Below are 24,137 nucleotides of genomic sequence, written 5' to 3' on the forward strand. Positions count from 1 at the left end.
CAATGATAATCGGTTATGTTTATTATCACCAGCCATTTTTATATTTTATGTGTATACATTCCTGTCAGTTAGTTTCGGGTTAATAAGTCCATATTTATTTTCAATCAACTCAACACCTCTTACAGCTTTTATAGAAATATTAACATTTTAGCCTTTCGCATACATGTTACTTTACCAATACCGAATAAAATCTATTACTAAAATTTATTCTGTTTATCCGCCATTTATCCGCTTTATTACTTTCTCCACTTTTTCGGGCATAGGCAGCGATGCATCTATCCATTCTATCTTTGTACCTCTTTTTTCCATTCCCCTGAACCATGTCATCTGTCGTTTGGCAAACTGGTGAATGGCAATTTCGAGTTGCGAGAACATCTCTTCATACGAAAGTTTATCCAGCAGAAAGAGCGTGACATATTTATATTCCAGCCCGTAATAAATAAGGTCGTCAGGATGTATTCCCTTTTCCAGTATGTTTTTGATTTCTTCTATCATTCCTTCATCCAGACGCGATTTAAGGCGGTTGGTTATCTTTTGCCTGCGCAACTCCCTGTCGATATTCACGCCGATAACAAGACTGTTGAGGGGTGGAAATTCATTTTGCTCCAGCGGATACTCTTTTTTATACTCTTCTATTTCGATGGCGCGAATGGCTCGTTGGGCGGTATCTACATCTGTCGTATTATGCAGTGTTTTATATGTGGCCAGTATTGCGGTTAACTCTTCGAGTGTATAATCCTGATATTTTTTTCTTAATTCTTTATTTTCGGGTACATTTACCAGTGAATAGCCTCTCAACACCGATTCGATATATAGTCCCGACCCCCCGCAAAGTATCGGAAGCTTCTTGCGGTTTTTTATGTCGGAATAAGCCTCGTGAAAATCGTGCTGGTATTCGAAGATATTATATTTTTCACCCGCTTCGCGTACGTCTATCAGATGATAAGGAATGTTTTTGCCGTTTACGACATAGTCTGCAAGGTCTTTTCCTGTACCTATATCCATCGATTTGTATACCTGACGCGAATCTCCGCTGATAATCTCCGCATCGAGCGCATACGCCAGATGACACGCAAATTCTGTTTTGCCTGAAGCGGTAGGGCCTAAAATGGTAAGGATGTCGAAACTACTCATCCTACAAATTTAAGCCGAAATTTATATTCCTCAAAGAAATACACTTTTATTATTTAACATTTTATTTTAAAGGGGTAAATTTTGTTCATAATCATTAAAACCTTGTCTTAATGTGGTCTTATGGAAGAAAATAAAGATATTAAATGTTAATTATTAAATTATTTTTTTATTAATTGCCTGCTCTTCCTGCCATAAAGGCTGATAGTTCCGAAAATCGGTTTATATTTGTAGGTTCTAATAGATTTATATACTTTAAAATTACGAATGAAAGAAGGAAAAAGTTTAGCAAACAGCGTTGTAGCTGCATGCCAGGATAAAAAAGCGAAGAATATTGTAATAGTAGACATGACAGAACTACCGGGAACAATTTGCCAATATTTTGTTATCTGTGAAGGTAATACTCCTACACAAGTCGGTGCTATTTCAGATGAAATCGTAGACCAGCTGAAGAAAAAGAAGAAAGAGCGTCCTATCACTATAGACGGTTTGCGTGAAGCTCGTTGGGTAGGTATAGATTATGGTACAGTTATTGTACACGTTTTCTTGCCTGAGTTGCGCGAATTTTACAACATTGAAAATTTATGGGCCGATGCCAAACTGGAATCTATACCGGATATCGATTGACAACAATCTATCTTTATCGGTTGTTATATTTTCGCGAACTAAGAAAAAATAAAATAAGAGATCACGTATCAATATAATATATGGATAATTACAACAAAGGAGAAAGTAACAAACCTAAAATACCGGGAACGAAGGGGCCGAAGATGCCTTTCAACCTCTATTGGGTGTACCTGATCGTGTTTGCGGCTATTGTAGGAATGTATATACTCAACGAAAACACAAGCGGAATTCAAAAAGAAATCTCATGGTCGGAATTTCAGATCTATGTTGAGGATAACAATATAAGTCAGATAGTAGTAGACAATAAAAACAATACACTCAAAGCTTTTGTACGTAAAGATGCTGTGAGTAGTGTTTTTAAAGGTGACGCCGATAAGGCCGGCGATAATCCGTCGATACTGGTAAAAATCCCTTCTGCTGATAAATTTTCAGATTTTTATGATAAGATAAAATCCGAAAAGAACTACGATATCAAAGTTAATTACGATCCGAATACTACCAGTGCATGGGAGGTATTGGTTAGTTTTCTGCCTATCATATTGATATTCGGTCTGTTTATCTATATGATGCGCCGTATGTCGGGCGGTGGTTCCGGCGGTGGCGGAGGAGTATTCAGTGTAGGTAAATCGAAAGCACAATTATATGACAAAGGTTCCGACCTGCGTGTTACATTTAAAGATGTAGCCGGATTGTCGGAGGCCAAAGAAGAAATAGAAGAAATAGTAGAGTTTCTTAAAAACCCGTCGAGATACACCGAAATAGGGGGTAAAATACCAAAAGGTGCTTTACTTGTAGGCCCTCCGGGAACAGGTAAGACATTGCTGGCAAAGGCTGTAGCCGGAGAAGCAAATGTGCCGTTTTTCTCATTGTCGGGTTCCGACTTTGTGGAAATGTTTGTCGGAGTGGGAGCATCCCGCGTTCGGGACTTGTTCAAACAGGCAAAGGAAAAATCTCCGTGTATCATATTTATTGATGAAATCGATGCTATCGGGCGTGCCCGCGGACGTAATGTGAATATGGGTTCGAACGATGAGCGCGAAAATACATTGAACCAATTGCTTACAGAAATGGACGGTTTCGGTACCAACAGCGGTATAATCATACTTGCTGCAACCAACCGCGCCGACATTCTGGATAAGGCATTGCTTCGTGCCGGACGTTTCGACCGCCAGATCACTGTTGACCTGCCGGATGTGAACGACCGTAAAGAGATATTCAAAGTACATCTTCGTCCTGTAAAAATAGACGATACGGTAGATGTGGAATTCCTTGCCCGTCAGACACCGGGATTTTCAGGGGCCGATATTGCCAATGTATGTAACGAGGCTGCCCTTATTGCTGCCCGTAAAGGCAAGAAGGTGGTTCAGAAAGATGATTTCACCAATGCAGTCGACCGTATAATCGGTGGTCTTGAAAAGAAAAATAAAGTGACTACGCTCGATGAGCGTAAGACTATTGCCATACATGAGGCCGGACATGCTACATTGAGCTGGTTCCTGCAATATGCCAATCCGTTGGTGAAGGTTACCATCGTGCCGCGCGGCAAGGCGTTGGGTGCTGCATGGTATCTGCCGGAAGAAAGACAGATCACAACCAAAGAGCAGATGCTGGACGAAATGTGTGCATTACTCGGTGGACGTGCTGCCGAAGAAGTATTTGTAGGACATATATCTTCCGGTGCGGCAAACGACCTTGAGAGGGTAACAAAGCAGGCTTACGCGATGATATCATTCCTCGGTATGAGTGATAAATTGCCGAATATAAGCTATTACGATTCGTCGGGTGAGGCTTACGGCTTTACCAAACCATATAGTGAAGAAACCGCTCTGTTGATAGATAAAGAAGTACAGGTAATGATAAGCGAGCAGTACGAACGGGCAAAAGACCTGTTGCGTAAACATGCCGAAGGTCATGAAAAGCTGGCTAACCTGCTGGTAACAGAAGAGGTAATATTTGCCGAAGACCTGAAGAAAGTATTCGGTGAACGCCAATGGGTTTCACGCTCGGAAGAGATTTTGAAAGAAACGGAAGAATTACCAAAAGATGTTGAAATAGAAACCATAAAGAAAGAGGACGCTCCCGGCTTATTAGGCGGTACAGACCAATCGGGGGAATAAATTCCATATTCTGATATAATATATGATAAAGGTATAGTTTTCACCGGACTATACCTTTTTTATTTTCTTTTCACAGAGGGGTATGTTTTATTTTTACTATTTTTGTCGCATATAATAAAAATAGACTGCCTTGAAATTACCTAATATTGTTGTCCGTATTCTTGCCGGAGCCGTGTTTGTCGGGGTTATACTCGGAGGAATGCTAATAAACGAATATTCATTCGTCATCGTATTTTCACTTCTGACAGTATTGTGTTTATATGAATTTTACGGGCTTATCGAAAAAGACGCTAAAGTCCCGGTTATCCGTTCGTGGAATGTATTGGGCGGTTTTTTTCTTTTTCTGGGTGGTTTTTATTACTGCACCCTTACTCCCTCGGTTGTAGCCTTTACTCCTTATATTATTTATCTGATCGTACTGTTTCTCAGTGAACTGTATCTCAAACGTCAGAATCCGATACAATCTTTGGCTTATTCGCTGCTTGGACAAGTTTATATTGCAGGGCCACTGGCTCTGACAAATTATCTTGTATTTGCCTACGAGCCGGGAAGCTATCATTGGGTATATATCCTAGCGCTTCTGGTAATTATTTGGGTAAACGATACATTTGCATATCTCACGGGCATGGCATTCGGGAAGCATCGCCTTTTTGAACGCATTTCTCCTAAAAAATCATGGGAAGGCTTTTTCGGCGGGGCTGCGGTAGCAATCGGGGCATCGCTTATATTTGCACACTTTTTCCCGAATCTTTCTACATTAGGATGGATGGGATTTGCAGTTGTTGTCGTAATATTCGGAACATGGGGAGACCTGTTCGAATCACTTATCAAACGTACATTGGGAGTGAAAGATTCCGGTAATATGATTCCGGGGCATGGTGGTATTCTCGACCGTTTCGATAGTACAATACTGGCTATCCCGGCTGTATTTGTATACCTCCTATTTGTTAATCTCTAAGCCAATTTAATAAGCCCTTTCTACGATATAATCCACGGCGGCTTCTAGTGCCTCGCGCACTTCTGCATCAGCAATCGTTTGGATTATTTCTTCTGCCATATTTTTATGCTCTTCTATTTTTTGGTAAGCATAGTCTATTCCGCCATGCTCTTTGGCATAGGTAATCAGGCTGTGAATATTTTCTTCGGTATAGTTGTATGAAAAGATAATAGATAACAGTTCCTTTTTCTCACTTTCCGGCGCTGTTCTCAATGCATACAGCAGCGGCAGGGTAATCTTGCCCTCGCGGATATCATTTCCTGTAGGTTTACCGATAGCATTCGTGAAATAATCGAATATATCGTCTCTCAGCTGGAAGCAGATACCGAGTATTTCGCCCAGTCGTGTAAATTTGGCAACATCTTCGGCCGAAGCATTCACAGACATAGCCCCTGTGCGCATGCAAACCGACATGAGCGAAGCTGTCTTTTTCTTTATTACTTCGAAATATTCATCTTCGTCTATAATCAGCTCTTTGACAAGCGACAACTGGTTTAGTTCGCCTTCCGCCAGATTACGCCCTAAGTCGGATATATTGGAGATTATCTCTATATTTCCGGTTAGTACGCTTTTTATCAGAGCAGTTGACAGAAAATAATCTCCCGTTAATACAGCCATCTTATTATCATAAATAGCATTCAGCGATGCTTTGCCCCTACGTATTTTAGACTCGTCCACCACATCGTCGTGTATAAGGGAAGCGGTATGAAGCAACTCTACAGTTATGGCTGTATGATAAGTGATTTCGTTGATTTCACCGCATGCTTTTGCCGCAAGTAACAATAAAATCGGGCGGATTTTCTTACCATCCGATTTCATGATATAATCTATAATTTCCTGAATCCGGGTATTATTGCAAAAAACGGATTCTTTATATAAACTATTGAACTTTTTTAATTCTTCCGCTACAGGTTTAGCTATGAGAAGCTTCTTATCCATATAATGATTTAGTTGAACTACAAATTTAGAAATAATTCGGTGTTTAGCCTTATAATATTCAGAACTTTGCACACATATAATGAAATATTCAATAAAAAAACGCATTTACAGTAGATAAATTTTACATCTGTGCGTTAAAATTAGATGTTCGTAAAAAACTGACATATTATTAAACCGGATTTATCATTTATAAACGGCTTTTTGACTGTGTATATACTTTTATTTAACAAGGTTTTATGAGATAAGTTTAATTTTGCTACTTATATTTTTTATTTTATATTTGTATGATACTGAGAAAGATAAAAACAGCAAATCTTTACACAAAAACTGAAAGCGCAACCGGGGCAGGATCCTCGGATTGAGCAGAAGTTTCTTTGCCCGCAACCCCGACTGGGAACAGAAACTCAAGTAAAAACTAAAAAATAAATGCCATGAAAAAACTATTTCAGATCATAGCCTTAGCAACTATGTGTACATCCGGATTTGCACAGCAAGCGTATAAAATAACAGGAACAATAGAAAACCTTCAGGACTCGATAACGCTCCTTGTAGAACAGGAACCTGTGCAGACAGTGGCTGTGCATAACGGAGCATTTGCGATTGAGGGGCATACAGTAACACCGTTATTGGCGACGCTCGCGACCCCGGGACGCACTATTGCACGCTTCATATTGACGAACGATAATATCAATATTGAGACACACCCCGAAACCGGAATCGTCTTGACCGGGTCGTCCATGACCGACAATTACAACAAGCTTAAGCACGATCTCAGAGTATTGTATGGTGTAATCGACGAACGGCTGTCGCAACATGCCCGTGCAGAAGACTGGGATGCCTACGACAAGGCGGGCCAAGACCGTTCTGAGGAATTGAAACGCGTAATAAAGGAGAATAACGATAATATTGTAGGCGCCCTTCTTCTGCATGAAAATGTCGCAATGTTGGAGTCTCAAGAAGTTCTTGGCCTTATTGCCGGATTTGCACCCGAAATGAAATCGGATGAAAGACTGCGTGTCTTGACTCAAAATATCAGAACACAAATGGCCTTGAAAGAAGGTGAGAAATGCGTCGACATCACTTTACCCGATGCAGACGGTAAACTGCACTCTCTGACCGACTATCTGGCAGAGGGAAAGTATGTGATACTGGAATTTTGGGCTACATGGTGTTGGTCATGCATGCAGAAAGTTCCAAAACTGAAAAGTATATATGATATCTACAAGGACAAGGGCCTCGAAATATTCGGTGTGTCCATGGATACAGACCCGAGAATATGGCAAAAGATTTACACCGAAAGAAATATGAATTGGATTCAGGTATCTAATCTGAAAGAATGGCATAAAAATCCGGTGATTAAGGACTATGGTATAGACAGTATCCCTGTTATTCTGCTTATTGCTCCCGACGGAACTATCCTGTTTCGCGGACAAACGGATGTCATAAGTATAGAATATTTGCTGGCTGAGATATTCGAGTGACCGGAATAACTTTAATTATTTCACAGTAAAATGCAGAATTATCTACAAGCTAAGGATTTAAGATTAATTCTGTATCGTTTTGTTGCTTTTGTTTTTTTATTCTGTATTTTTATGTGAAATAATGAATGTTATGAAAAGAGTATTATTTGCGGTGTTGCCGGTACTTCTTTCGCTGCAACTGTATGCACAGAAGAAAAGTGATTTCAATATCGTTATTCCCGAATCGAAAGTGGAGAACAGCAAGTATAATGCTTTGCAGTATATCGAATCCCGCCCCGATTCTTACAGTCTGGGTATTGTATATGTGAATGCATGGAACGGAATACAGGAGGTGACATTATCCGCTTCGCTTGAATCGCAATTGGAATCGCTGATAAAGTCTGTCGCTTCTTCCGCAGATGATGCAAAAACAATGGCAGTGCAGATGAGGGCTCTCTTTTTCGATTTCGGTAAGAAAGGCAAGGATGATAAGGCTATCTGTAGCCTGCGCATGTCTCTTTACGAAAAGGACGAAAATAACAGCTATTATTTCCTGAATACAATCGATACTGTATTGACTACTGAGAAGAAAGAAATCAGACAGGCAGCAAGCGATATGATTACTTCTTTTATCACCGATAATATGGTTGCACTTACTCAGGAAGATGAAAAGGCTTTGACCATGGACGAAGTAATGGATATCGACTTTTACGAAAAGAACAGCATACCTTTCTACACACAAGATCTGATACCCGACGGTGTGTATAAAACATACAGGTCGCTGATGTCGCTCAATCCCGATATTGCTTCCGGCATTACTATCGGAAAACAGGACGGAGACGATATAAAGGATGTGAAGATACCGGATGAAAAGAAGCCGGGAAAAACTAAAACTCTTAAGGCGAAAGAAGCATATGCAATTGTCGTAGACGGAGTTCCTTATATCGGCTTCGACAACGATTTCCACAAAGCTTATAAACAAGATGATGACTGGCGGTTTGTCATTACACAGAAGGTTGCCGGAAGCGGTTTTTCATTGGGCGTCGGTGTTGGTGTCGGCGGTCGGAATGCATCGGGTGGAGTAGGATTGGGAATTCCTATAGGCGGGAAAAAAGAGAATATAGAAATATTTATCGACCAGCTGAACGGTGCCTTTATATGGGGAGAGGCAATTAAGAAAGAAAAATAATTTAGACTTTATACCACAGAGTAAAATGAGTATAAAGAGTTGCTTTTTGAAGATAAAGAATTTTAATTTATTATAATCTCTTTTTACTCATTTTACTCTGTGTTTATAAGTTCGAAAGCAATCAGTGAAGTCTCACTGTCTTTTTCTCCTTTGTAGTTCCCTGCTTTTTCCTTAACTTGGCAGATATTTTTAATTTACCCCGATGAAATTATTTCTTTTAGACGCCTACGCATTGATATACCGTTCATATTATGCGTTCATCAAAAGCCCCAGAGTCAATTCAAAAGGTCAGAATACATCTGCTGTTTTCGGATTTGTAAATACACTTGAGGAACTTCTCCGCAAAGAGAATCCCACCCATATAGCCGTGGCTTTCGACCCTCCCGGAGGCACATTTCGACATGAAGCCTACGAGCACTACAAAGCACAACGGTTGGAAACACCGGAAGATATAAAGGCTGCCGTTCCACTCATAAAGCAAATCATTGATGCTTACAATATAAAAGAGCTGGAAGTATCCCGCTACGAAGCAGATGATGTGATAGGGACAATAGCCAAACAGGCCGAAAAAGAAAACTTCGATGTCTATATGATGACCCCCGATAAGGATTACGGTCAGCTTACCAGCGATCATATCTTTATGTATAAGCCGAAGTTTGCAGGTACGGGATTCGATGTACTCGATTCAAAGGCTATTATGGAGAAGTACGAATTGTCTTCACCTTGCCAGATGATAGATTTGCTCGGGCTGATGGGTGATGCCTCCGATAATATTCCGGGATGTCCCGGTGTAGGGCCTAAAACGGCACAAAAATTACTTCAGGAATACGGCACTATTGAAAACCTGCTTGAACATACATCCGATCTGAAAGGTACTTTAAAAATACGTTTGGAGGAAAATAAGGAGCAGATCATATTTTCTAAATTTCTGGCGACAATAAAGACAGATGTACCTATTCAGTTTAAAAAAGAAGAATATAAACGGCAGGAAATAAATGCCGAGAAATTATCTGCCCTCTTCGAAGAATTGGAATTCAGGACACTGATCAACCGTGTATTGAAAAAAGACGGTACTCCTGCGAATCCGGTAAGAATAACAACTACTCACGAGGCTATACAGGGAGACTTGTTTGCCGAACTTTTACCTGCAGCAAGTACGCAGGAAATTGACGGGGATGTTAATTATTCGGGTTTGGTGCAATTGAAAGATATTCCGCATAACTATCACCTTGTGGATAAAGAAGATGAAATAGCGCAGCTGGCAAAAAAACTTGCAGAGCAAAAGTCCTGCTGCTTCGATACGGAGACTACTGGCCTCGACCCGAATGTGAGCGAACTGGTCGGTATATCTTTTGCATTTGAAGAAGGGGAAGCCTATTATGTGCCTGTACCCGAAGATTTTGAAAGTACGAAAGCTATTGTGGAACAATTCCGTCCGTTCTTCGAGAATGAAGCAATTGAGAAGGTAGGGCAGAATATCAAGTACGATATTATTGTTCTGAAAAAGTACGGTATAAATGTGCGTGGAAAGCTTTTCGATACAATGATCGCCCATTACCTTATCAATCCTGAGCTTCGGCATAATATGGATTATATGGCCGAAACATATCTTAAGTACAGGACTATCCATATCGATGAACTTATAGGGGCAAGAGGTAAGAACCAACTGAATATGCGTAGCCTTACTCCCGCGCAGATAAAAGATTATGCCTGTGAAGATGCCGACATAACCCTGAAACTGAAAGCTATATTGGAAAAAGCTATCGAAAAGCAGGATTTGAGCAAGTTGCTTTACGAAATAGAATTGCCGCTGATCTATGTACTTGCCGATATGGAATATACGGGAGTTAGCCTCGATAAAGCAGCATTGGGCGAATATTCCAAAACGCTTACAAAGAATTTACAGGATATAGAATCGGAAATTTATACTGCTGCCGGACAGGAATTTAATGTGAACTCGGCTAAACAGGTCGGCGAAATCCTCTTCGACAAACTAAAGATAGTAGAGAAACCCAAGAAGACAAAAACAGGGCAATATGTTACCAGTGAAGAAACACTGGAAAGCATCAGAGATACGCATCCGATTGTAGGTAAGATACTGGAATACCGCGGTTTAAAGAAGCTATTAAGCACATATATCGATGCATTGCCATTGCTTTTAAGCCCGCTCGACGATAAATTGCATACATCTTATAATCAGACGGTAACGGCTACGGGGCGCCTCAGTTCGAGCAACCCCAATCTGCAAAATATACCTATCCGCGATGCACAGGGTAAGGAGATCCGCAAGGCATTTATTGCCGATGAAGGATGTGTTTTCTTCTCGGCCGACTATTCGCAGATCGAACTCCGTATTATGGCGCATCTGAGTCAGGATCCTACAATGATCGAGGCCTTCAACAGCGGGGAAGACATCCATGCGGCTACTGCTGCCAAAATATATAAACTGCCTATAAATGAGGTTACAGGCGATATGCGCCGCAAGGCAAAGACTGCCAACTTCGGCATTATTTACGGAATTTCTGTCTTCGGGCTGGCTGAGCGTCTGACTATTCCGCGTGGAGAAGCGAAGGAACTTATCGACGGCTATTTTGCCACTTATCCGAAAGTAAAAGAATATATGGATCAGAGTATTGCCGTAGCACGTACCAACAATTATGTGGAGACTGTTTTCGGGCGTAAACGCTACCTGCCGGATATTAATTCTCGGAATACAACCGTGCGGGGTTATGCCGAACGAAATGCGATTAACGCACCGATACAGGGGAGTGCTGCCGATATTATCAAAGTAGCGATGAATCGCATTTTTGACCGCTTCGACCGGGAGAATATCAGATCGAAAATGATTCTTCAGGTACATGATGAATTGAATTTCAATGTGCTGGAAAATGAACTTGAGAAAGTTCGCGAAATAGTAATAGAAGAAATGGAGAATGCATATAAATTAGCTGTACCTTTGCGCGCCGATTGCGGAAAAGGTAAGAACTGGCTGGAGGCACACTAGACAAATATATAATTAATTAAATTATTACTATGAAAAAAATATTTTTACTTGTAGGGACACTGTTCCTGACAGGCTTATTGTCTGCACAGGATCAGGTGATTAATGGCAATCAAATATTTGTGGGAGATATAACAATAAGGTCGGAGCAGGTTCCTACACCTTTTGGAGAATGGGGTAAGAAGTTGCATTTTGGTATTGAGAATGGAGATGCGTTATATTTTTCTCGGGTTAATATCAGGAAGGATCATTCAGAGTTGAGGCTGGTATTAGGTGACGATTCAACGGAAAAGTTTGCTATAGGTTACAAATATTATCTTGATGGTCTTTGGAAAGAAGGAATAGTTTTAAGGGCAAATGGATTTGTAGGAATTAAGGTTTCAGATCCTACTTGCGAATTGGATGTTAACGGGAGAATAAAATCTACAAATATAGATGTAACGGGCCTTATTCGCGCTAAAGAGGTAAAGATTCAGCTTCCTGCTGAGTGGGCGGATTTCGTTTTTGACAAAGACTATAACCTCCCCAGCCTTTCAGAAGTAGAAAAGCATATTAAGGAAAAACAACATCTGCCCGATATCCCATCAGAAAAAGAAGTAAAAGAGAACGGTATAGATTTAGGAGAGATGCAGGCAAAACTTCTTCAGAAGATAGAAGAGTTAACCTTATATGTCATTGAACAGGATAAGAAAATCAAAGATTTAGAGAACACACTCTCTGATAAATAATACATTATGAAAAAAAATATTGTTTTAATTATATTTTTTGTGAGAGGATTATTATCCATGTTTGCACAGGATCAAGATATTAAAGGAAGTTTATATGTTGGGACAAATAGCACTGATTCGGATACTAAGATTGTATTAAGAGGCCCTAATCATCCTAAAATGGAAGAGAGTAAAAGAGATATTTTATTTCAATACGCTTCAGCCGGTACCTCGGGGATCAGAGCTTTCAGAGGAGGGAGTTGGGGAAACTATCTACAATTTCTTACAACCTCTGATTCCGGTCCTGACCTTAAAGTAAGAATGCATATCGATAAAACCGGAAAGATAGGCATTGGGACAACCAATCCCACTAATTTGCTAGATGTTAATGGTACCATCCGCTCTAAAAAGGTACTAATAGAAGCAACAGGATGGTCCGATTTTGTTTTCGATAAAGATTATAAACTTCCGACATTATCAGAAGTGGAAAAACATATCAAAGAAAAGCAACATCTGCCCGATATACCGTCTGAAAAAGAAGTAAAAGAAAACGGCATCGATCTGGGCGAGATGCAGGCAAAGCTATTACAGAAGATTGAAGAATTGACTCTGTATGTTATAGAGCAGGATAAGCAAATAAAAGAACTGAAAGAACAACTAAATGAAAAATGATAATATGAAAAAGAGTATAATATACGTGTTTTCTTTTTTTATTGCATTAAATATTGCAGCGCAGGAACAAGTTATAGATGCAAATCTGAAAGTTACGGGCACCATATTAAGTCGTAGTGATATTTACGTAGGGGCGCATGTGGAACAGACCGGATTAGGTAATCGTATACATTTGAGGGGAACGGCTAGTAATACAGATCAGCTATGGCTGGCAAAGTTTGTAAGAGGAACCGATTTGACAGATCTTCGTATAAATATTGGTGATTATTCTAATGGAGACAGGCTGGTCGTAGGAACAACATATCCTTATTATTGGCGGGAGGCTTTTGTGGTTTCGGCATTAGATAACGGCAGAGTAGGTATAGGCGTGTCTTATCCGACATCTGCTCTCGATGTTAACGGTGAGATAAGATGCAATGATCTTATTCGTGCTAAAGAAGTTAAAATTCAAATTCCTGATTGGTCGGATTTTGTCTTCGCCAAAGACTATAATCTCCCCAGCCTTTCAGAAGTAGAGAAACATATTAAAGAAAAACAACATCTGCCTGATATCCCATCAGAAAAAGAAGTAAAAGAAAATGGTATTGATCTAGGTCAGATGCAGGCAAAGCTTTTGCAGAAGATAGAAGAGTTAACCTTATATGTCATTGAGTTGAAGAAAGAAAATGAATCGCAGAATAAACTGATAGAAGAGCTTCGTCAGGAAAAAACTATGCGGTAAATCTTTCCTTTAGCTATAATTTGCTTGTATACAAGGCCTGAATAAATCTTTCTGATTATCTTTGTTCCATGCATGCATAGCTGACAGATGGAACACTTTCAGAATAAGATACAACAAATTAAGAAAAACCAATACCTCATATTTTTAGGAGTTTTGGTTTTTCTTGCATTGTTTATGATGTTCTGTTTCGGTTCGTCATCGTCTTATTCGGGCTTCGATTTCAATTTTCATTATAGGCGTCTTTTCACCCTTATAGATGCTTTGCAGCATGGAGTATATCCCTCTTTCTATGTCGATTTTGCAAATGTGGACGGATACGGTTACTTCACTAAAGGCTTCTATTCCGATATTATTATGGTACCTTTCGCTGCGGTCGGTATTTTCACAAGTGTCTACTTTGCCTACGACCTGATGATATTTACGATGACCGTTTTGTGCGGCGTATTTATGTATCATACGGTGAATGTGATTTATAAAAGCAGATATGCAGCTTCACTGAGTGCTGTACTTTATACCTTTGCCGTTTACCGTCTTTATGACATTTATCAACGGGGAGCATTGGGCGAAGCACTCTCTTTTACCTTTCTTCCTCTTGTTTTTCTGGGAGCGTATTATATTATTAAAGGTGATTACAAAAAGTGGTATGTGCTTGCAATAGGCTACAGCCTACTGATATATACGCATGTTATTGCATCGGTGTTAATGTTTGTCACCCTGTTGATACTGATGATTGTTTATAACCGTTCATTGGTAAAAGAGCCTAAACGCCTGCTATATCTTGTTCTTGCGGGATTAGTAACTATTTTGTTGACGGCTTACTACACATTCCCGATGCTGGAACAACTTTCATCCAATTCTTTTTATCTCGATACGCATAGCCCCGGGGGAGGGGCTGGCTATGGAAAAGTTGGACTCGATTATATCCTATGGGGATTTGTCAGTGGTATTGCATATCCCGAAAATCTGCTTTGGACAGGGATTGGTATTATCCTCACTTTATTATTGTTTTTCCGTTTCTTTATCAAAGGAAAGGATAATCAGAAATTGAAGAGTGTCGATATAGTTGTCATTATCGGAATCTGTTTTATTATAGCTACTTCCCATATTTTTCCGTGGGGAAAATTTCCTTTCAATTTATTGTCTTTCATTCAGTATCCGTGGCGTTTGTATGAATTCGTAACATTTTTCTTCGCCGTGGCGGGTGCTTATTATATTTCGTTATTGTTTGTCAGCAATAGGCAACGCATTTGTATGGCAATAATAGTCGTTTTGGCTACAATGGCTACTGTGTATATCCATAGTGAAAACTATAAATCACTGGATTCATCGGTAAATTTGCCGGAAGAAGAAAGGCTACAGGCCGTCCTTCCGACTTACGAAAACGGTTACAATCTCATAGGCAGAGAATATTTGCCGTCTAAACTGGTGGATATATATTATGTACATACCCGGGGAGAAAAAGTAGAAAGTAAAAATGAAGATACCCGTATCTCGGATTTAAGGCGTGACTATAACGCCACTGTATTCAATGTTTCGCTGGATAAACCGGATACACTAGCCCTGCCACTTGTGTATTATTATGGGTACTCGGCTGTTATGGATGGTGAAAAACTACCTGTAAACCAGAATGATATGGGTCTTGTGAATGTAGTTGCTGATAAGTCGGGTGAAATAAAAGCATGGTATGCCGGTACAACAGTTCAGAAGGCAAGCCTGTATATATCTGTAATAAGTATATTATCTTTGTGCCTGTATGTAACTTTATCAATCAGGAGAAAAAAGAATGAACAGCCTTAATACCATTCTCGATAAGATAGCTTCGAATAAGCGGAGTCATTTTTGGCTTTTCTTTATTGTGTTGCTATTCCTTTCTTTTATAATGGTTCACCTCTATCAGCCTTTATGCCCGGGGCAGGATTTCTTTTTTCACTACAGGCGCCTGCAGGCATTAATGGACGGGATGAAGGAAAGCCCGTTACTGATTTATCTCGATTATAATGCTATCGACGGCTACGGCTATTTTACAAAAGCTTTTTATCCCGATTTTGTCCTGATACCTTTTGCTTTCATCGGTAATCTCACCAGCATCAGTTTTGCCTATCAGTTTATGATATTTACCATGACCGTTTTGTGCGGGGTGTTTACATATATCACGGTGAATATAATATACAGGAAATCCTTTGCTGCGGCAATAGCGGCATTACTGTATACATTCTGTGTATACCGGCTTCTCGATCTTTATCACAGGGCGGCATTGGGCGAAACATTGACTTTTACATTTATTCCCCTTGTCTTTCTCGGGTTGTATCACATAATAAAAGGCGATTATAGAAAATGGTATATTTTGGCGGTTGGATTCAGCCTTATGATTTTTACCCACCTGATATCATCGGTACTGATGTTCCTTACATTGGTAATATTCCTTATAATCTATTATAAGCCTTTGAAAAAAGAGCCTAAGCGCTTGCTCTATCTTCTTGTAGCAGGAATTGCCACACTAATAATAACCGCTTATTATATATTCCCGATGTTGGAACAAATGTCGTCAGGTACTTTCTATTATGAAAGCAGAAACCTGATGGCAAAGACGCAAGATTCAGCCCTTGATTTTCACTGGCTTATCTGGGGCATGTTTTCGGGTATTGTGGAACCCGGACAAGCTTTTATTCCGGGAGTCGGCTTTATGCTTACCGGAGTAGTTGCGCTGAGGCTGTTTGTATATGAGCGGTCGGAAGGGTTAAAAAGTGTAGATATAGCTGTTGTTATCGGTTTGTTTTTTATCTTTGCGTCATCTCCGTTGTTCCCTTGGTCGGTTTTCCCGTTCAATAAACTGAATTTTATACAAATGGCATGGAGATTATTCGAATTCTCGAGTTTCTTTTTTGCCGTTGCCGGAGGATATTATTTATCCCTGATACTGAAAACGAGAGGGCGTCGTCTCACTATAATTTTTATAATATCTGTTATGCAAATTTTTGTGTTGGTGAGCGATGCCCAATCGTACAGGAAATACCGCTGTGGCCGTCCGGTAACACAAATTGCAACTTTCACTAACGATTATCATTTGGGCGGAATGGAATATCTTCCGTCGAAAGTTCCTTCCCTTGAATATTTACACCAGCGTGGAGATAATATAACGGTTACGGCATCCGGAACAGCAAGTAATCAGGTTCGCGAGAATAGAAAGTTATCTTTCGACATATTCATAAATAGAAGCCAATCAGTCGAATTACCATTAATCTATTACAAAGGATACACAGCTAAACTAAATGATAAATCACTGATTGTTGATGAAAGCGATAACGGCCTCGTCCAAATAACTGCCGATGAATCGGGGCATATAGAAGTATACTACGGAGGAACTTCTATACAGAAAGTAAGCTATTTTATAACCCTTGCCGCTATTTTTGCATTTTGTATTTATATATTTTTGCAAAGAAGACAACAAAGAAAGATTAACACAAACATATAAATGAATCTCTTAAGAATAATAACAGATAGAATAGCCTTCAACAGGAAAAGCCATTTCTGGATATTCTTTTTTGTGCTGATCCTTCTTTCATTGGCGATGACTTACCTTTATCTGCCTTTCATTCCGGGTCACGATTCTTATTTTCATTTCAGAAGATTACAAGCATTAATGGATAGTATCGGGGAAAGCCCGTTTCTTATTTATATGGATTACACGGCGATAGAGGGTTACGGCTACTTTACTAAAGGATTCTATCCCGACTTCGTACTCATACCGTTTGCCATAATAGGCAAAATTACCAATCTGGACTTTGCCTATCATTTTATGATATTTACTATGACGGTTCTCTGCGGTGTATTTACTTATATTGCTGTTAACCGTATGTATAAAAGTACATATGCAGCATCGGTTTCAGCTATATTATACACTTTTGCGCTCTACCGTCTGCTCGACCTTTTTCACCGGGGAGCATTGGGTGAAGCCGTTTCCTTTACCTTCGTACCTTTGGCCATACTGGGCATTTATGAGATAATAAAAGGCAATTATAAAAAATGGTATATACTTACCATTGCTTTCAGCTTATTGATTTTCAATCATGCGCTATCATCATTACTAATGTTTATTACGATTATAATACTCGTATTGGTTTATTATAAATCGATCCTGAATGAGCCTAAACGGATACTATATTTGGTTATCTCCGGAATCATAACAATCCCTATAGTCAGCTATGCCATATTTCCGATGATGGAACAGCTGGCATCCAACTCGTTCTATTATGAGATCAATCCTCTGACTTCGGTAACGGAAAACACTCTGGCTGCATCGGTTATCATTCCCGGTATGTTTATGGGTATTATTTATCCTATGCGAACATTCGCTCCGGCGATAGGACTGCTGCTTACCTGCGGAATATTTTTGAGATTGTTTGTTTATGGTAAATCACCGCGGTTGAGGAGTGTAGATATAGGCGTAATTATTGGATTGATATATGTCTGTGCATCTTCTTACTGGTTCCCATGGACGATTTTTCCATTCAATAAGCTGGGAATTATTCAAATACCTTGGCGACTGTATGAGTTTTCATCTTATTTCTTTGCCGTTGCCGGAGGATATTATCTGGCTTTGTTGCTAAAATCGAGCCTGCGCAAGTTTGTTGCCGGAGGATTTCTTGTCATCTGTACCTTATTGGTATTGGCCAACGATGCTAAATTATATCACGATGTGAGGATTACGGCCGGAATAGAACGGGAGGCCAGCCTTGAGAACCTCTATCATCTGATAGGCCTCGAGTATCTTCCTGTAAAAGTACCTTCGGTAGGATATCTCGTGGAAAGAGGGGATTCGATAAAAAGTAATAAAGGAGAAGTAAACATCAGCAACTTCCAAAGGGATAAAGGAACACTGACTTTTAAGATAGAACAAACGGCAGATGCAGAACTCGAACTGCCGCTTATCTACTATAAGGGATATACCGCAAAACTCGATGGAACCGACTTATCAGTTTCCGAAAGTGACGACGGACTGGTACAGATTTATGCTGATAAGCCGGGCGAAGTAAAAGTATATTACGGAGGAACATTTACACAGAAAGCAAGTTGGATTGTTACATTAATCAGCATTGTTGCCCTGTGTGTCTATATATTTCTGTTTAAAAGAAAGAGTAAAACCGGATTGAGAGAGAATGAATAGTGTAGCCGGAATAGAGAGGAATAATAAACGGGATTACCTTATCTTCCTGTTTATATTATTCGCCTTATCGCTGTTTATGGTGTGCTGGCTCGGGCCGGTATCGACCTATGCAGGGCACGACTATTTTTTTAATATACGGCGGTTCGATGTGCTTATTCACGCGTTGAAATCGGGAAATTATCCCATTTATATAGATTATTCCGCACTGGAAGGCTACGGCTATTTCACCAAAGGATTTTACCCCGACCTCGTTATTCTGCCTTTTGCCGTACCGGGCATTATTATCGGCACGGTTGCGGCATATAACGTGATGATATTTACGATGACATTCCTCTGCGGATTGTTTATGTATAAGGCGGTCAATACGGTTTTCATGAATACGTTTGTAGCTTCTGTCTCTGCCATACTGTATACGTTTTCGGCCTATCATCTTTTCGACTGGTACAACAGGGCGGCGCTCGGCGAATCGCTTTCGTTTACTTTCCTGCCGGTTATCTTTTTAGGGGCTTATCATATTATCAAAGGAGATTACCGTAAATGGTATCTGCTGACAATCGGGTATAGCCTGCTGATTTACACTCACCTGTTATCTTCGTTTCTTGCCTTTGTTTCATTGGCGCTGGTCTTCATTCTCAGTTATAAACCGTTGATGAAGGAGCCGAAACGCATTGCTTTTCTTCTCCTTGCCGCCATTGTGACTATACCGCTTACAGGCAGCTATATATTTACACTACTCGAACAAATGGATAGCAATACTTTCTACTATAGTATCAAAGAAAATATAACCGGACAAACCAAACTCGGACTTGCAGACCTCGGCTGGGGTGCACTCAGCGGTATTATGTATCCGAAGACGGAAAATATGGCAGGCATAGGTCCTTTGCTTATCATTTTCGTTATCCTGCGCTTGTTTATAAAAGAAAAAACCGCAGCGTTGAAAATAGCAGATTTCTGCCTTTTTACCGGAGTAATCCTGCTTATTATTGCATCGGCTGTTTTTCCGTGGGGGCGGTTGCCGTTGGGATTTATACAATTCCCGTGGCGGCTGTATGAGTTTATTATCTTCTTTATGGCTGTCAGCGGCGCTTATTATCTTTCGCTTCTGCTGAAAACAAGGAAGCAGCAATATATTGCGGGAGCGTTTATAATTGCTTTCACATGTGTAGTTTTTGTTGTCAATAACAATAATTACAAATACTGGCAGACGCTAGCAAAAAGCGAGGCTCCACACTGGTTTACGGGAGTTGCTTCTGTGGATAACGAATACTATCTTGGCGGGCTCGAATATCTTCCCGTAAAAGTACCTTCGCATAATTATATTCACGAAAGAGGAGACAGTATCGGAACCGGTAATGCCGATACGCGGCTTTCTAATTTTTCCCGTAAGAAAGGCACTACTAAAGTAAATGTAATGACCGAGACAACCGATAAAATCGAACTTCCACTCATATATTACAAAGGCTACAAGGCCTATCTGAATGATGAAGAACTGGCCGTATCGGAAAGCGCTAACGGTCTGATAGAAGTTTCAGTCGGTAAATCGGGGCAAATCCGTGCTTATTATTCATGGACAACCGTGCAGCAATATAGCTGGTATCTGTCTATCATTACTGCTATCGGTGTGATTATATATATCTTTGTATCGGAAAGAAGAAGGAGGAAATCGCATGCCGGATAATCTGATAAATAGGATAACAGAAAATAAAAGATATCACTTCCGGATATTTTTTGCGGTGTTGGTTCTTCTGGCCGTTTATATGATATTGGTTTTCGGCCCTGCATACAATCATCCCGGTTACGACTACTATTTTCATCTGAAACGGTTCGAAGCCATGATAACTGCCATGCAGGAAGGCACTTTCCCGTTTTATATCGATTATGCTGCCGCTTTGAAATATGGTTACCTCAGCCGCGTGTTCTATTCGGATGTGATATTTCTGCCCTTTGCTGCTTTAGGTACCCTTATCGGTTCATACGAAGCCTACGAAGTGATGCTGTTTACGATGACTGTTCTTTGCGGCGTGTTTATGTATATTGCAGTTGATAAAATCTATAAAAGTTCATATGCTGCCTTTCTCGCAGGGATCTTATATACTTTTTCGGTCTACCGTTTTTATGATATTTACAATCGCGGTGCATTGGGTGAAGTCTTTGCTTTTACATTTATCCCGATTGTTTTTCTCGGCTTGTACTATATAATTAAAGGCGATTACAGAAAATGGTATATTATCGCTGCCGGATTCAGCCTGTTGATATTTTCACATGTCATATCCACAGTACTTACATTTATTTCGGTTGTTATCATCCTGATTTTCTACTGTAAATCAATGATTAAAGAGCCAAAGAGGATTTATTACCTCCTACTTGCCGGAGTGGTTACCCTGCTTATTACGGCAGCCTTTATTTTTCCGTTATTGGAACAGATGCAGGCGAACCATTACCGATATGAAACAAATGACTGGACATTGCCTGCCAATGCTAAAATACCACTCGATTATGTATTTTGGGGATTAATCAGCGGATTTTATTATCCGAAAGATATTTCAATTGTCGGAATCGGTATTCAGCTGACATCGGTTATCCTGCTCAGAATCTTTGTAAAAGATAAGTCTGCTGCTCTGAAAAGCGTGGATATCGGCCTTTTAATCGGAATATTCTACATTTTTGCTTCCTCAAAGTTATTTCCATGGGGGCGTTTCCCGTTCACCTTATTATCTTTTATCCAATATCCGGGGCGGCTCTATTTGCTGGTGACTTTCTTTTTTGCCGTCGGCGGGGGCTATTATCTTTCTAAAATCGTAACAAAGCAGAAAACAAGGCTTATTGTTGCGGCATTTGTTATTATCTGTACGGGAACAGTCATATATATGCACAACCAGAATTTCAGATTGCTGCATGTCCATATCGGGCAAACCAATAAAGAACCCAACCCCAGTAACTTTTTTTACCTCAACGGTGCCGAATATGTACCCGACAGGATAGAATCCGCTTATCATATACTATTCAGAGGAGATACGATTGTCAGCATAGACGGAAAAGCGAAAGCAGAGAACCAACAAAGGGAGAAAAGTGTTTTAAATATCAACGTAAATACGCAAGATGCCGATTCGTTGGAACTTCCGCTTTTCTATTACAAAGGATATACGGCAGAAATAGATAACGAAACATTGCCTGTAAGGCAGAGTAAAAACGGGTTGGTGCAGATTCCGGTCGATAAATCCGAAGATGTGAAAGTATATTATAAGGGTACAATTATTCAAAAAGTGAGTTACTGTATTTCCATTCTCGCTATATTTGCGTTGTGTATTTATATCATTATTCAAAGAAAGAGAACATCTAAAACATAACGGTATGCTTTATTCTAACTGGGATTTTATTTATCCTGTTTTCATGCTTATTTTCGGTATTGTCATGATACTCAGTCCGCGGACATTTATGCGCAAGGCTAAGTATGACGAAGATAGCGTAAAAGCCGAATCGTGGGTTAAGAAAGCAGGGATAGGTCTTGCTATCATGGCGCCGCTACTGGCCTTTTTTATATATTATAAGATGAATATGTAAATGCTTGACGGCTTTGTCGAATATGGCTATATAGGCCTTTTTATTGCGTCATTTCTTGCGGCGACTATTCTTCCTTTCGGTTCTGAGTTTGTCTTTGCCGGACTGCTGGCAATGGGTCTGAATGCATGGGGCTGCGTCATTGTGGCTTCGGTAGGCAACTGGCTGGGCGGCATGACCAACTATTTTCTCGGACGCCTTGGTAAAGTAGAATGGATAGAAAAATACCTGAAAGTCGACAGAGGCAAGATTGATAAGATGCAGAAATGGCTGGAAGGGAAGGGGGCGATTATGGCCTTTTTCAGTTTTATGCCTATAGTGGGAGATATTATAGCATTGGCGCTCGGTTTTATGCGGGCGAATGTATATATCGTAAATATTGCGATGTTTGCGGGAAAACTGTTGCGTTATGTATTGATAATGTACGGTGTAGGTTGGATATTCTTATCACCGCATTCTGTGCCGGATAAAGATAAACAAAGTTCTGATATCGAGTGGAAAAAAGAGTTGCAAGGTGATTTCTCTTTTACCGAAGAATGGAGTTATCCCGAAAATATCTTTAAAAATGAATACGGGCAACTCGTATGTGACGGATTCTGTGAACCCGAACTTGATAAAATGCGCGATGAAAGCGGGAAAATTATAGATGATTCCATTACCCGCTATTATCAGTTGGTAGATACAACTCATTATCATCATACCATTAGTAGCGAAGCAAAAAGTTATGAATGGATTGGAACGGATTTTGCAGATGCATATGAGGCGGATAATGATACAATAAAATGTAAGACAAGATGTGGCGTGGCCACTCATTCCAGCTTGCAATTATCCATAATAGGTGATATGTGCATTCCGCAGATTGAGTTGAATAGTGTCAGTATGTCAGGTGTACAACATTTTAAATATAAAAGCGGATCTATAAAGATAGATAAGCCGCTTTTTGAGAAAGGTATTCTAAAAGCCGAATTCGATTATACATTCGATGATCCCACCGATCCGAAAAACCCTTTGTGGTGGAAAGGTAGGATTTATACAACGATAAAAGAAAAGGAAAATATATAATTATGTCGACTATATTATTTCACGAAATAGTTTTCGGGCCGCTTCATAGCCGTCGTCTGGGTGCATCATTAGGAATTAACCTTCTGCCTTATGACGGTAAACTTTGCTCGTTCGACTGTATTTATTGTGAATGTGGTTATAATAAGGATTTCAGAACGAAGACAAAATTACCCGACCGCGACAATGTACGTGCAGCTTTAGAAGATAAGCTGATACAGCTGCAACAGGAGGGTACAAATATTGATGTCATTACCTTTGCCGGAAATGGTGAACCGACGATGCATCCGCAGTTTGCTGAAATAATAGACGATACAATTGCATTGCGTGATATTTATTTCCCTGCGGCTAAGATCAGTGTATTGTCCAATGCGATGCATTTAGGTAAGCAAAAGGTATTCGATGCATTGAAGAAAGTAGATAATAATATATTGAAACTGGATTCTGCCATTCTGGATACCGTGAAGCTAATCGATCGTCCGAATTCACCGGGTTATAGCATCGACAAGCAACTAGAGCTTTTCAAACTTTTCAATGGCGATTTCATTATGCAGACCATGTTCGTAAAAGGCAGCCACAACGGCAGGATAGTGGATAATACGACCGAAGAAGAAATATCGGCATGGCTCGAAGCTGTAAAGGAAACGCGCCCGAAAGAGGTAATGATATATACTATCGACCGTGAAACGCCGGAAAAGAATCTTGAAAAAGTTTCTGTTGAAAAACTCAGGGAGATAGGCAAGAGAGTAGAGGAGCTCGGAATAAAAGTAAATATAGCAGGATAAAAAAACGGCT

Annotated in this window: 18 protein-coding genes and 1 pseudogene; 17 read left to right on the forward strand and 2 right to left on the reverse strand. The window is 40.1% G+C overall.

Annotated features, from left to right (window positions below; translation table 11 throughout):
- Positions 1 to 213 precede the first annotated feature (213 nt).
- A complete protein-coding gene (miaA, locus tag K348_RS0103945; protein ID WP_029903145.1) occupies positions 214 to 1,134 on the reverse strand; it encodes a tRNA (adenosine(37)-N6)-dimethylallyltransferase MiaA in 921 nt (306 codons plus the stop codon).
- Positions 1,135 to 1,398: 264 nt separating this feature from the next.
- Here miaA and rsfS point away from each other — a divergent pair, with 264 nt between their 5' ends.
- The 3 genes from rsfS to K348_RS0103960 all read left to right on the forward strand — a co-directional run bounded on the left by rsfS (position 1,399) and on the right by K348_RS0103960 (position 4,833).
- Positions 1,399 to 1,758: a ribosome silencing factor gene (gene rsfS / locus K348_RS0103950; protein WP_029903147.1), complete on the forward strand. Its 360-nt coding sequence runs from the start codon at positions 1,399 to 1,401 to the stop codon at positions 1,756 to 1,758.
- An 80-nt stretch (positions 1,759 to 1,838) separates the two neighbouring features.
- Positions 1,839 to 3,875, forward strand: coding sequence for an ATP-dependent zinc metalloprotease FtsH (gene ftsH, locus K348_RS0103955; protein ID WP_029903149.1), 2,037 nt, complete (start codon positions 1,839 to 1,841; stop codon positions 3,873 to 3,875).
- Positions 3,876 to 4,005: 130 nt separating this feature from the next.
- The gene (locus K348_RS0103960) at positions 4,006 to 4,833 is read left to right on the forward strand and encodes a phosphatidate cytidylyltransferase (protein ID WP_029903152.1); all 828 of its coding nucleotides are present in this window, start codon (positions 4,006 to 4,008) and stop codon (positions 4,831 to 4,833) included.
- A gap of 6 nt (positions 4,834 to 4,839) precedes the next feature.
- Here the strand turns inward: K348_RS0103960 and K348_RS0103965 are convergent, their stop codons facing one another.
- On the reverse strand, positions 4,840 to 5,811 hold the full coding sequence (locus tag K348_RS0103965) for a polyprenyl synthetase family protein (RefSeq protein ID WP_029903154.1): 972 nt from the start codon (positions 5,809 to 5,811) through the stop codon (positions 4,840 to 4,842).
- Positions 5,812 to 6,242: 431 nt separating this feature from the next.
- On the opposite strand from K348_RS0103965, the gene K348_RS0103970 reads away from it, so the two are divergent.
- The 14 genes and pseudogenes from K348_RS0103970 to K348_RS0104040 all read left to right on the forward strand — a co-directional run bounded on the left by K348_RS0103970 (position 6,243) and on the right by K348_RS0104040 (position 24,127).
- Complete coding sequence (locus K348_RS0103970; RefSeq protein WP_081852508.1) at positions 6,243 to 7,292, forward strand: TlpA disulfide reductase family protein; 1,050 nt, start codon at positions 6,243 to 6,245, stop codon at positions 7,290 to 7,292.
- A gap of 130 nt (positions 7,293 to 7,422) precedes the next feature.
- Entirely contained in the window at positions 7,423 to 8,460 is a 1,038-nt protein-coding gene (locus K348_RS0103975; RefSeq protein WP_156032765.1) for a hypothetical protein, read from the forward strand.
- 202 nt (positions 8,461 to 8,662) lie between these two features.
- The gene (gene polA, locus K348_RS0103980) at positions 8,663 to 11,464 is read left to right on the forward strand and encodes a DNA polymerase I (protein WP_029903160.1); all 2,802 of its coding nucleotides are present in this window, start codon (positions 8,663 to 8,665) and stop codon (positions 11,462 to 11,464) included.
- A 29-nt stretch (positions 11,465 to 11,493) separates the two neighbouring features.
- Positions 11,494 to 12,189: a hypothetical protein gene (locus K348_RS0103985; RefSeq protein ID WP_029903162.1), complete on the forward strand. Its 696-nt coding sequence runs from the start codon at positions 11,494 to 11,496 to the stop codon at positions 12,187 to 12,189.
- Between the two features lie 6 nt (positions 12,190 to 12,195).
- Positions 12,196 to 12,840 (forward strand): hypothetical protein, encoded by a 645-nt coding sequence (locus tag K348_RS19370; RefSeq protein ID WP_156032768.1) that lies wholly within the window; start codon positions 12,196 to 12,198, stop codon positions 12,838 to 12,840.
- Positions 12,841 to 12,844: 4 nt separating this feature from the next.
- A complete protein-coding gene (locus K348_RS0103995) occupies positions 12,845 to 13,561 on the forward strand; it encodes a hypothetical protein (RefSeq protein WP_029903166.1) in 717 nt (238 codons plus the stop codon).
- 87 nt (positions 13,562 to 13,648) lie between these two features.
- Entirely contained in the window at positions 13,649 to 15,358 is a 1,710-nt protein-coding gene (locus K348_RS0104000) for a hypothetical protein (RefSeq protein WP_029903168.1), read from the forward strand.
- Positions 15,345 to 17,033 carry a 6-pyruvoyl-tetrahydropterin synthase-related protein gene (locus K348_RS0104005; RefSeq protein WP_029903170.1) on the forward strand — a complete coding sequence of 563 codons (1,689 nt, stop codon included), beginning with the start codon at positions 15,345 to 15,347 and terminating at the stop codon, positions 17,031 to 17,033. Before K348_RS0104000 ends, K348_RS0104005 begins: the two co-directional genes overlap by 14 nt.
- Positions 17,034 to 18,725 (forward strand): hypothetical protein, encoded by a 1,692-nt coding sequence (locus K348_RS0104010; protein ID WP_029903172.1) that lies wholly within the window; start codon positions 17,034 to 17,036, stop codon positions 18,723 to 18,725. It begins immediately after the preceding gene.
- Positions 18,718 to 20,403: a hypothetical protein gene (locus K348_RS0104015; RefSeq protein ID WP_029903175.1), complete on the forward strand. Its 1,686-nt coding sequence runs from the start codon at positions 18,718 to 18,720 to the stop codon at positions 20,401 to 20,403. Before K348_RS0104010 ends, K348_RS0104015 begins: the two co-directional genes overlap by 8 nt.
- Positions 20,404 to 20,482: 79 nt before the next feature.
- On the forward strand, positions 20,483 to 22,072 hold the full coding sequence (locus K348_RS0104020) for a hypothetical protein (RefSeq protein ID WP_156032770.1): 1,590 nt from the start codon (positions 20,483 to 20,485) through the stop codon (positions 22,070 to 22,072).
- 4 nt (positions 22,073 to 22,076) lie between these two features.
- Positions 22,077 to 22,286 (forward strand): hypothetical protein, encoded by a 210-nt coding sequence (locus K348_RS0104025; protein ID WP_029903179.1) that lies wholly within the window; start codon positions 22,077 to 22,079, stop codon positions 22,284 to 22,286.
- Positions 22,287 to 22,706, forward strand: a pseudogene (locus tag K348_RS19285) (YqaA family protein); the annotation flags it as partial.
- 641 nt (positions 22,707 to 23,347) lie between these two features.
- Entirely contained in the window at positions 23,348 to 24,127 is a 780-nt protein-coding gene (locus tag K348_RS0104040) for a radical SAM protein (protein WP_029903183.1), read from the forward strand.
- Positions 24,128 to 24,137 lie beyond the last annotated feature (10 nt).

The organism is Prevotella sp. 10(H) (genome assembly GCF_000711235.1).
Taxonomy (GTDB): domain Bacteria; phylum Bacteroidota; class Bacteroidia; order Bacteroidales; family Dysgonomonadaceae; genus Dysgonomonas.

What these genes read in the sequence shown, in the direction of transcription:
- K348_RS0104010 (WP_029903172.1), top strand. Translation starts at nt 17,034, where the DNA reads ATGAATCTCTTAAGAATAATAACAGATAGAATAGCCTTCAACAGGAAA.
- K348_RS0103975 (WP_156032765.1), top strand. Translation starts at nt 7,423, where the DNA reads ATGAAAAGAGTATTATTTGCGGTGTTGCCGGTACTTCTTTCGCTGCAA.
- K348_RS0103995 (WP_029903166.1), top strand. Translation starts at nt 12,845, where the DNA reads ATGAAAAAGAGTATAATATACGTGTTTTCTTTTTTTATTGCATTAAAT.
- K348_RS0104000 (WP_029903168.1), top strand. Translation starts at nt 13,649, where the DNA reads ATGGAACACTTTCAGAATAAGATACAACAAATTAAGAAAAACCAATAC.
- K348_RS0103970 (WP_081852508.1), top strand. Translation starts at nt 6,243, where the DNA reads ATGAAAAAACTATTTCAGATCATAGCCTTAGCAACTATGTGTACATCC.
- K348_RS0103965 (WP_029903154.1), bottom strand. Translation starts at nt 5,811, where the DNA reads ATGGATAAGAAGCTTCTCATAGCTAAACCTGTAGCGGAAGAATTAAAA.
- K348_RS0103985 (WP_029903162.1), top strand. Translation starts at nt 11,494, where the DNA reads ATGAAAAAAATATTTTTACTTGTAGGGACACTGTTCCTGACAGGCTTA.
- K348_RS0104025 (WP_029903179.1), top strand. Translation starts at nt 22,077, where the DNA reads ATGCTTTATTCTAACTGGGATTTTATTTATCCTGTTTTCATGCTTATT.
- K348_RS19370 (WP_156032768.1), top strand. Translation starts at nt 12,196, where the DNA reads ATGAAAAAAAATATTGTTTTAATTATATTTTTTGTGAGAGGATTATTA.
- K348_RS0104015 (WP_029903175.1), top strand. Translation starts at nt 18,718, where the DNA reads ATGAATAGTGTAGCCGGAATAGAGAGGAATAATAAACGGGATTACCTT.
- ftsH (WP_029903149.1), top strand. Translation starts at nt 1,839, where the DNA reads ATGGATAATTACAACAAAGGAGAAAGTAACAAACCTAAAATACCGGGA.
- K348_RS0104005 (WP_029903170.1), top strand. Translation starts at nt 15,345, where the DNA reads ATGAACAGCCTTAATACCATTCTCGATAAGATAGCTTCGAATAAGCGG.
- K348_RS0104040 (WP_029903183.1), top strand. Translation starts at nt 23,348, where the DNA reads ATGTCGACTATATTATTTCACGAAATAGTTTTCGGGCCGCTTCATAGC.
- K348_RS0104020 (WP_156032770.1), top strand. Translation starts at nt 20,483, where the DNA reads ATGATATTGGTTTTCGGCCCTGCATACAATCATCCCGGTTACGACTAC.
- miaA (WP_029903145.1), bottom strand. Translation starts at nt 1,134, where the DNA reads ATGAGTAGTTTCGACATCCTTACCATTTTAGGCCCTACCGCTTCAGGC.
- rsfS (WP_029903147.1), top strand. Translation starts at nt 1,399, where the DNA reads ATGAAAGAAGGAAAAAGTTTAGCAAACAGCGTTGTAGCTGCATGCCAG.
- polA (WP_029903160.1), top strand. Translation starts at nt 8,663, where the DNA reads ATGAAATTATTTCTTTTAGACGCCTACGCATTGATATACCGTTCATAT.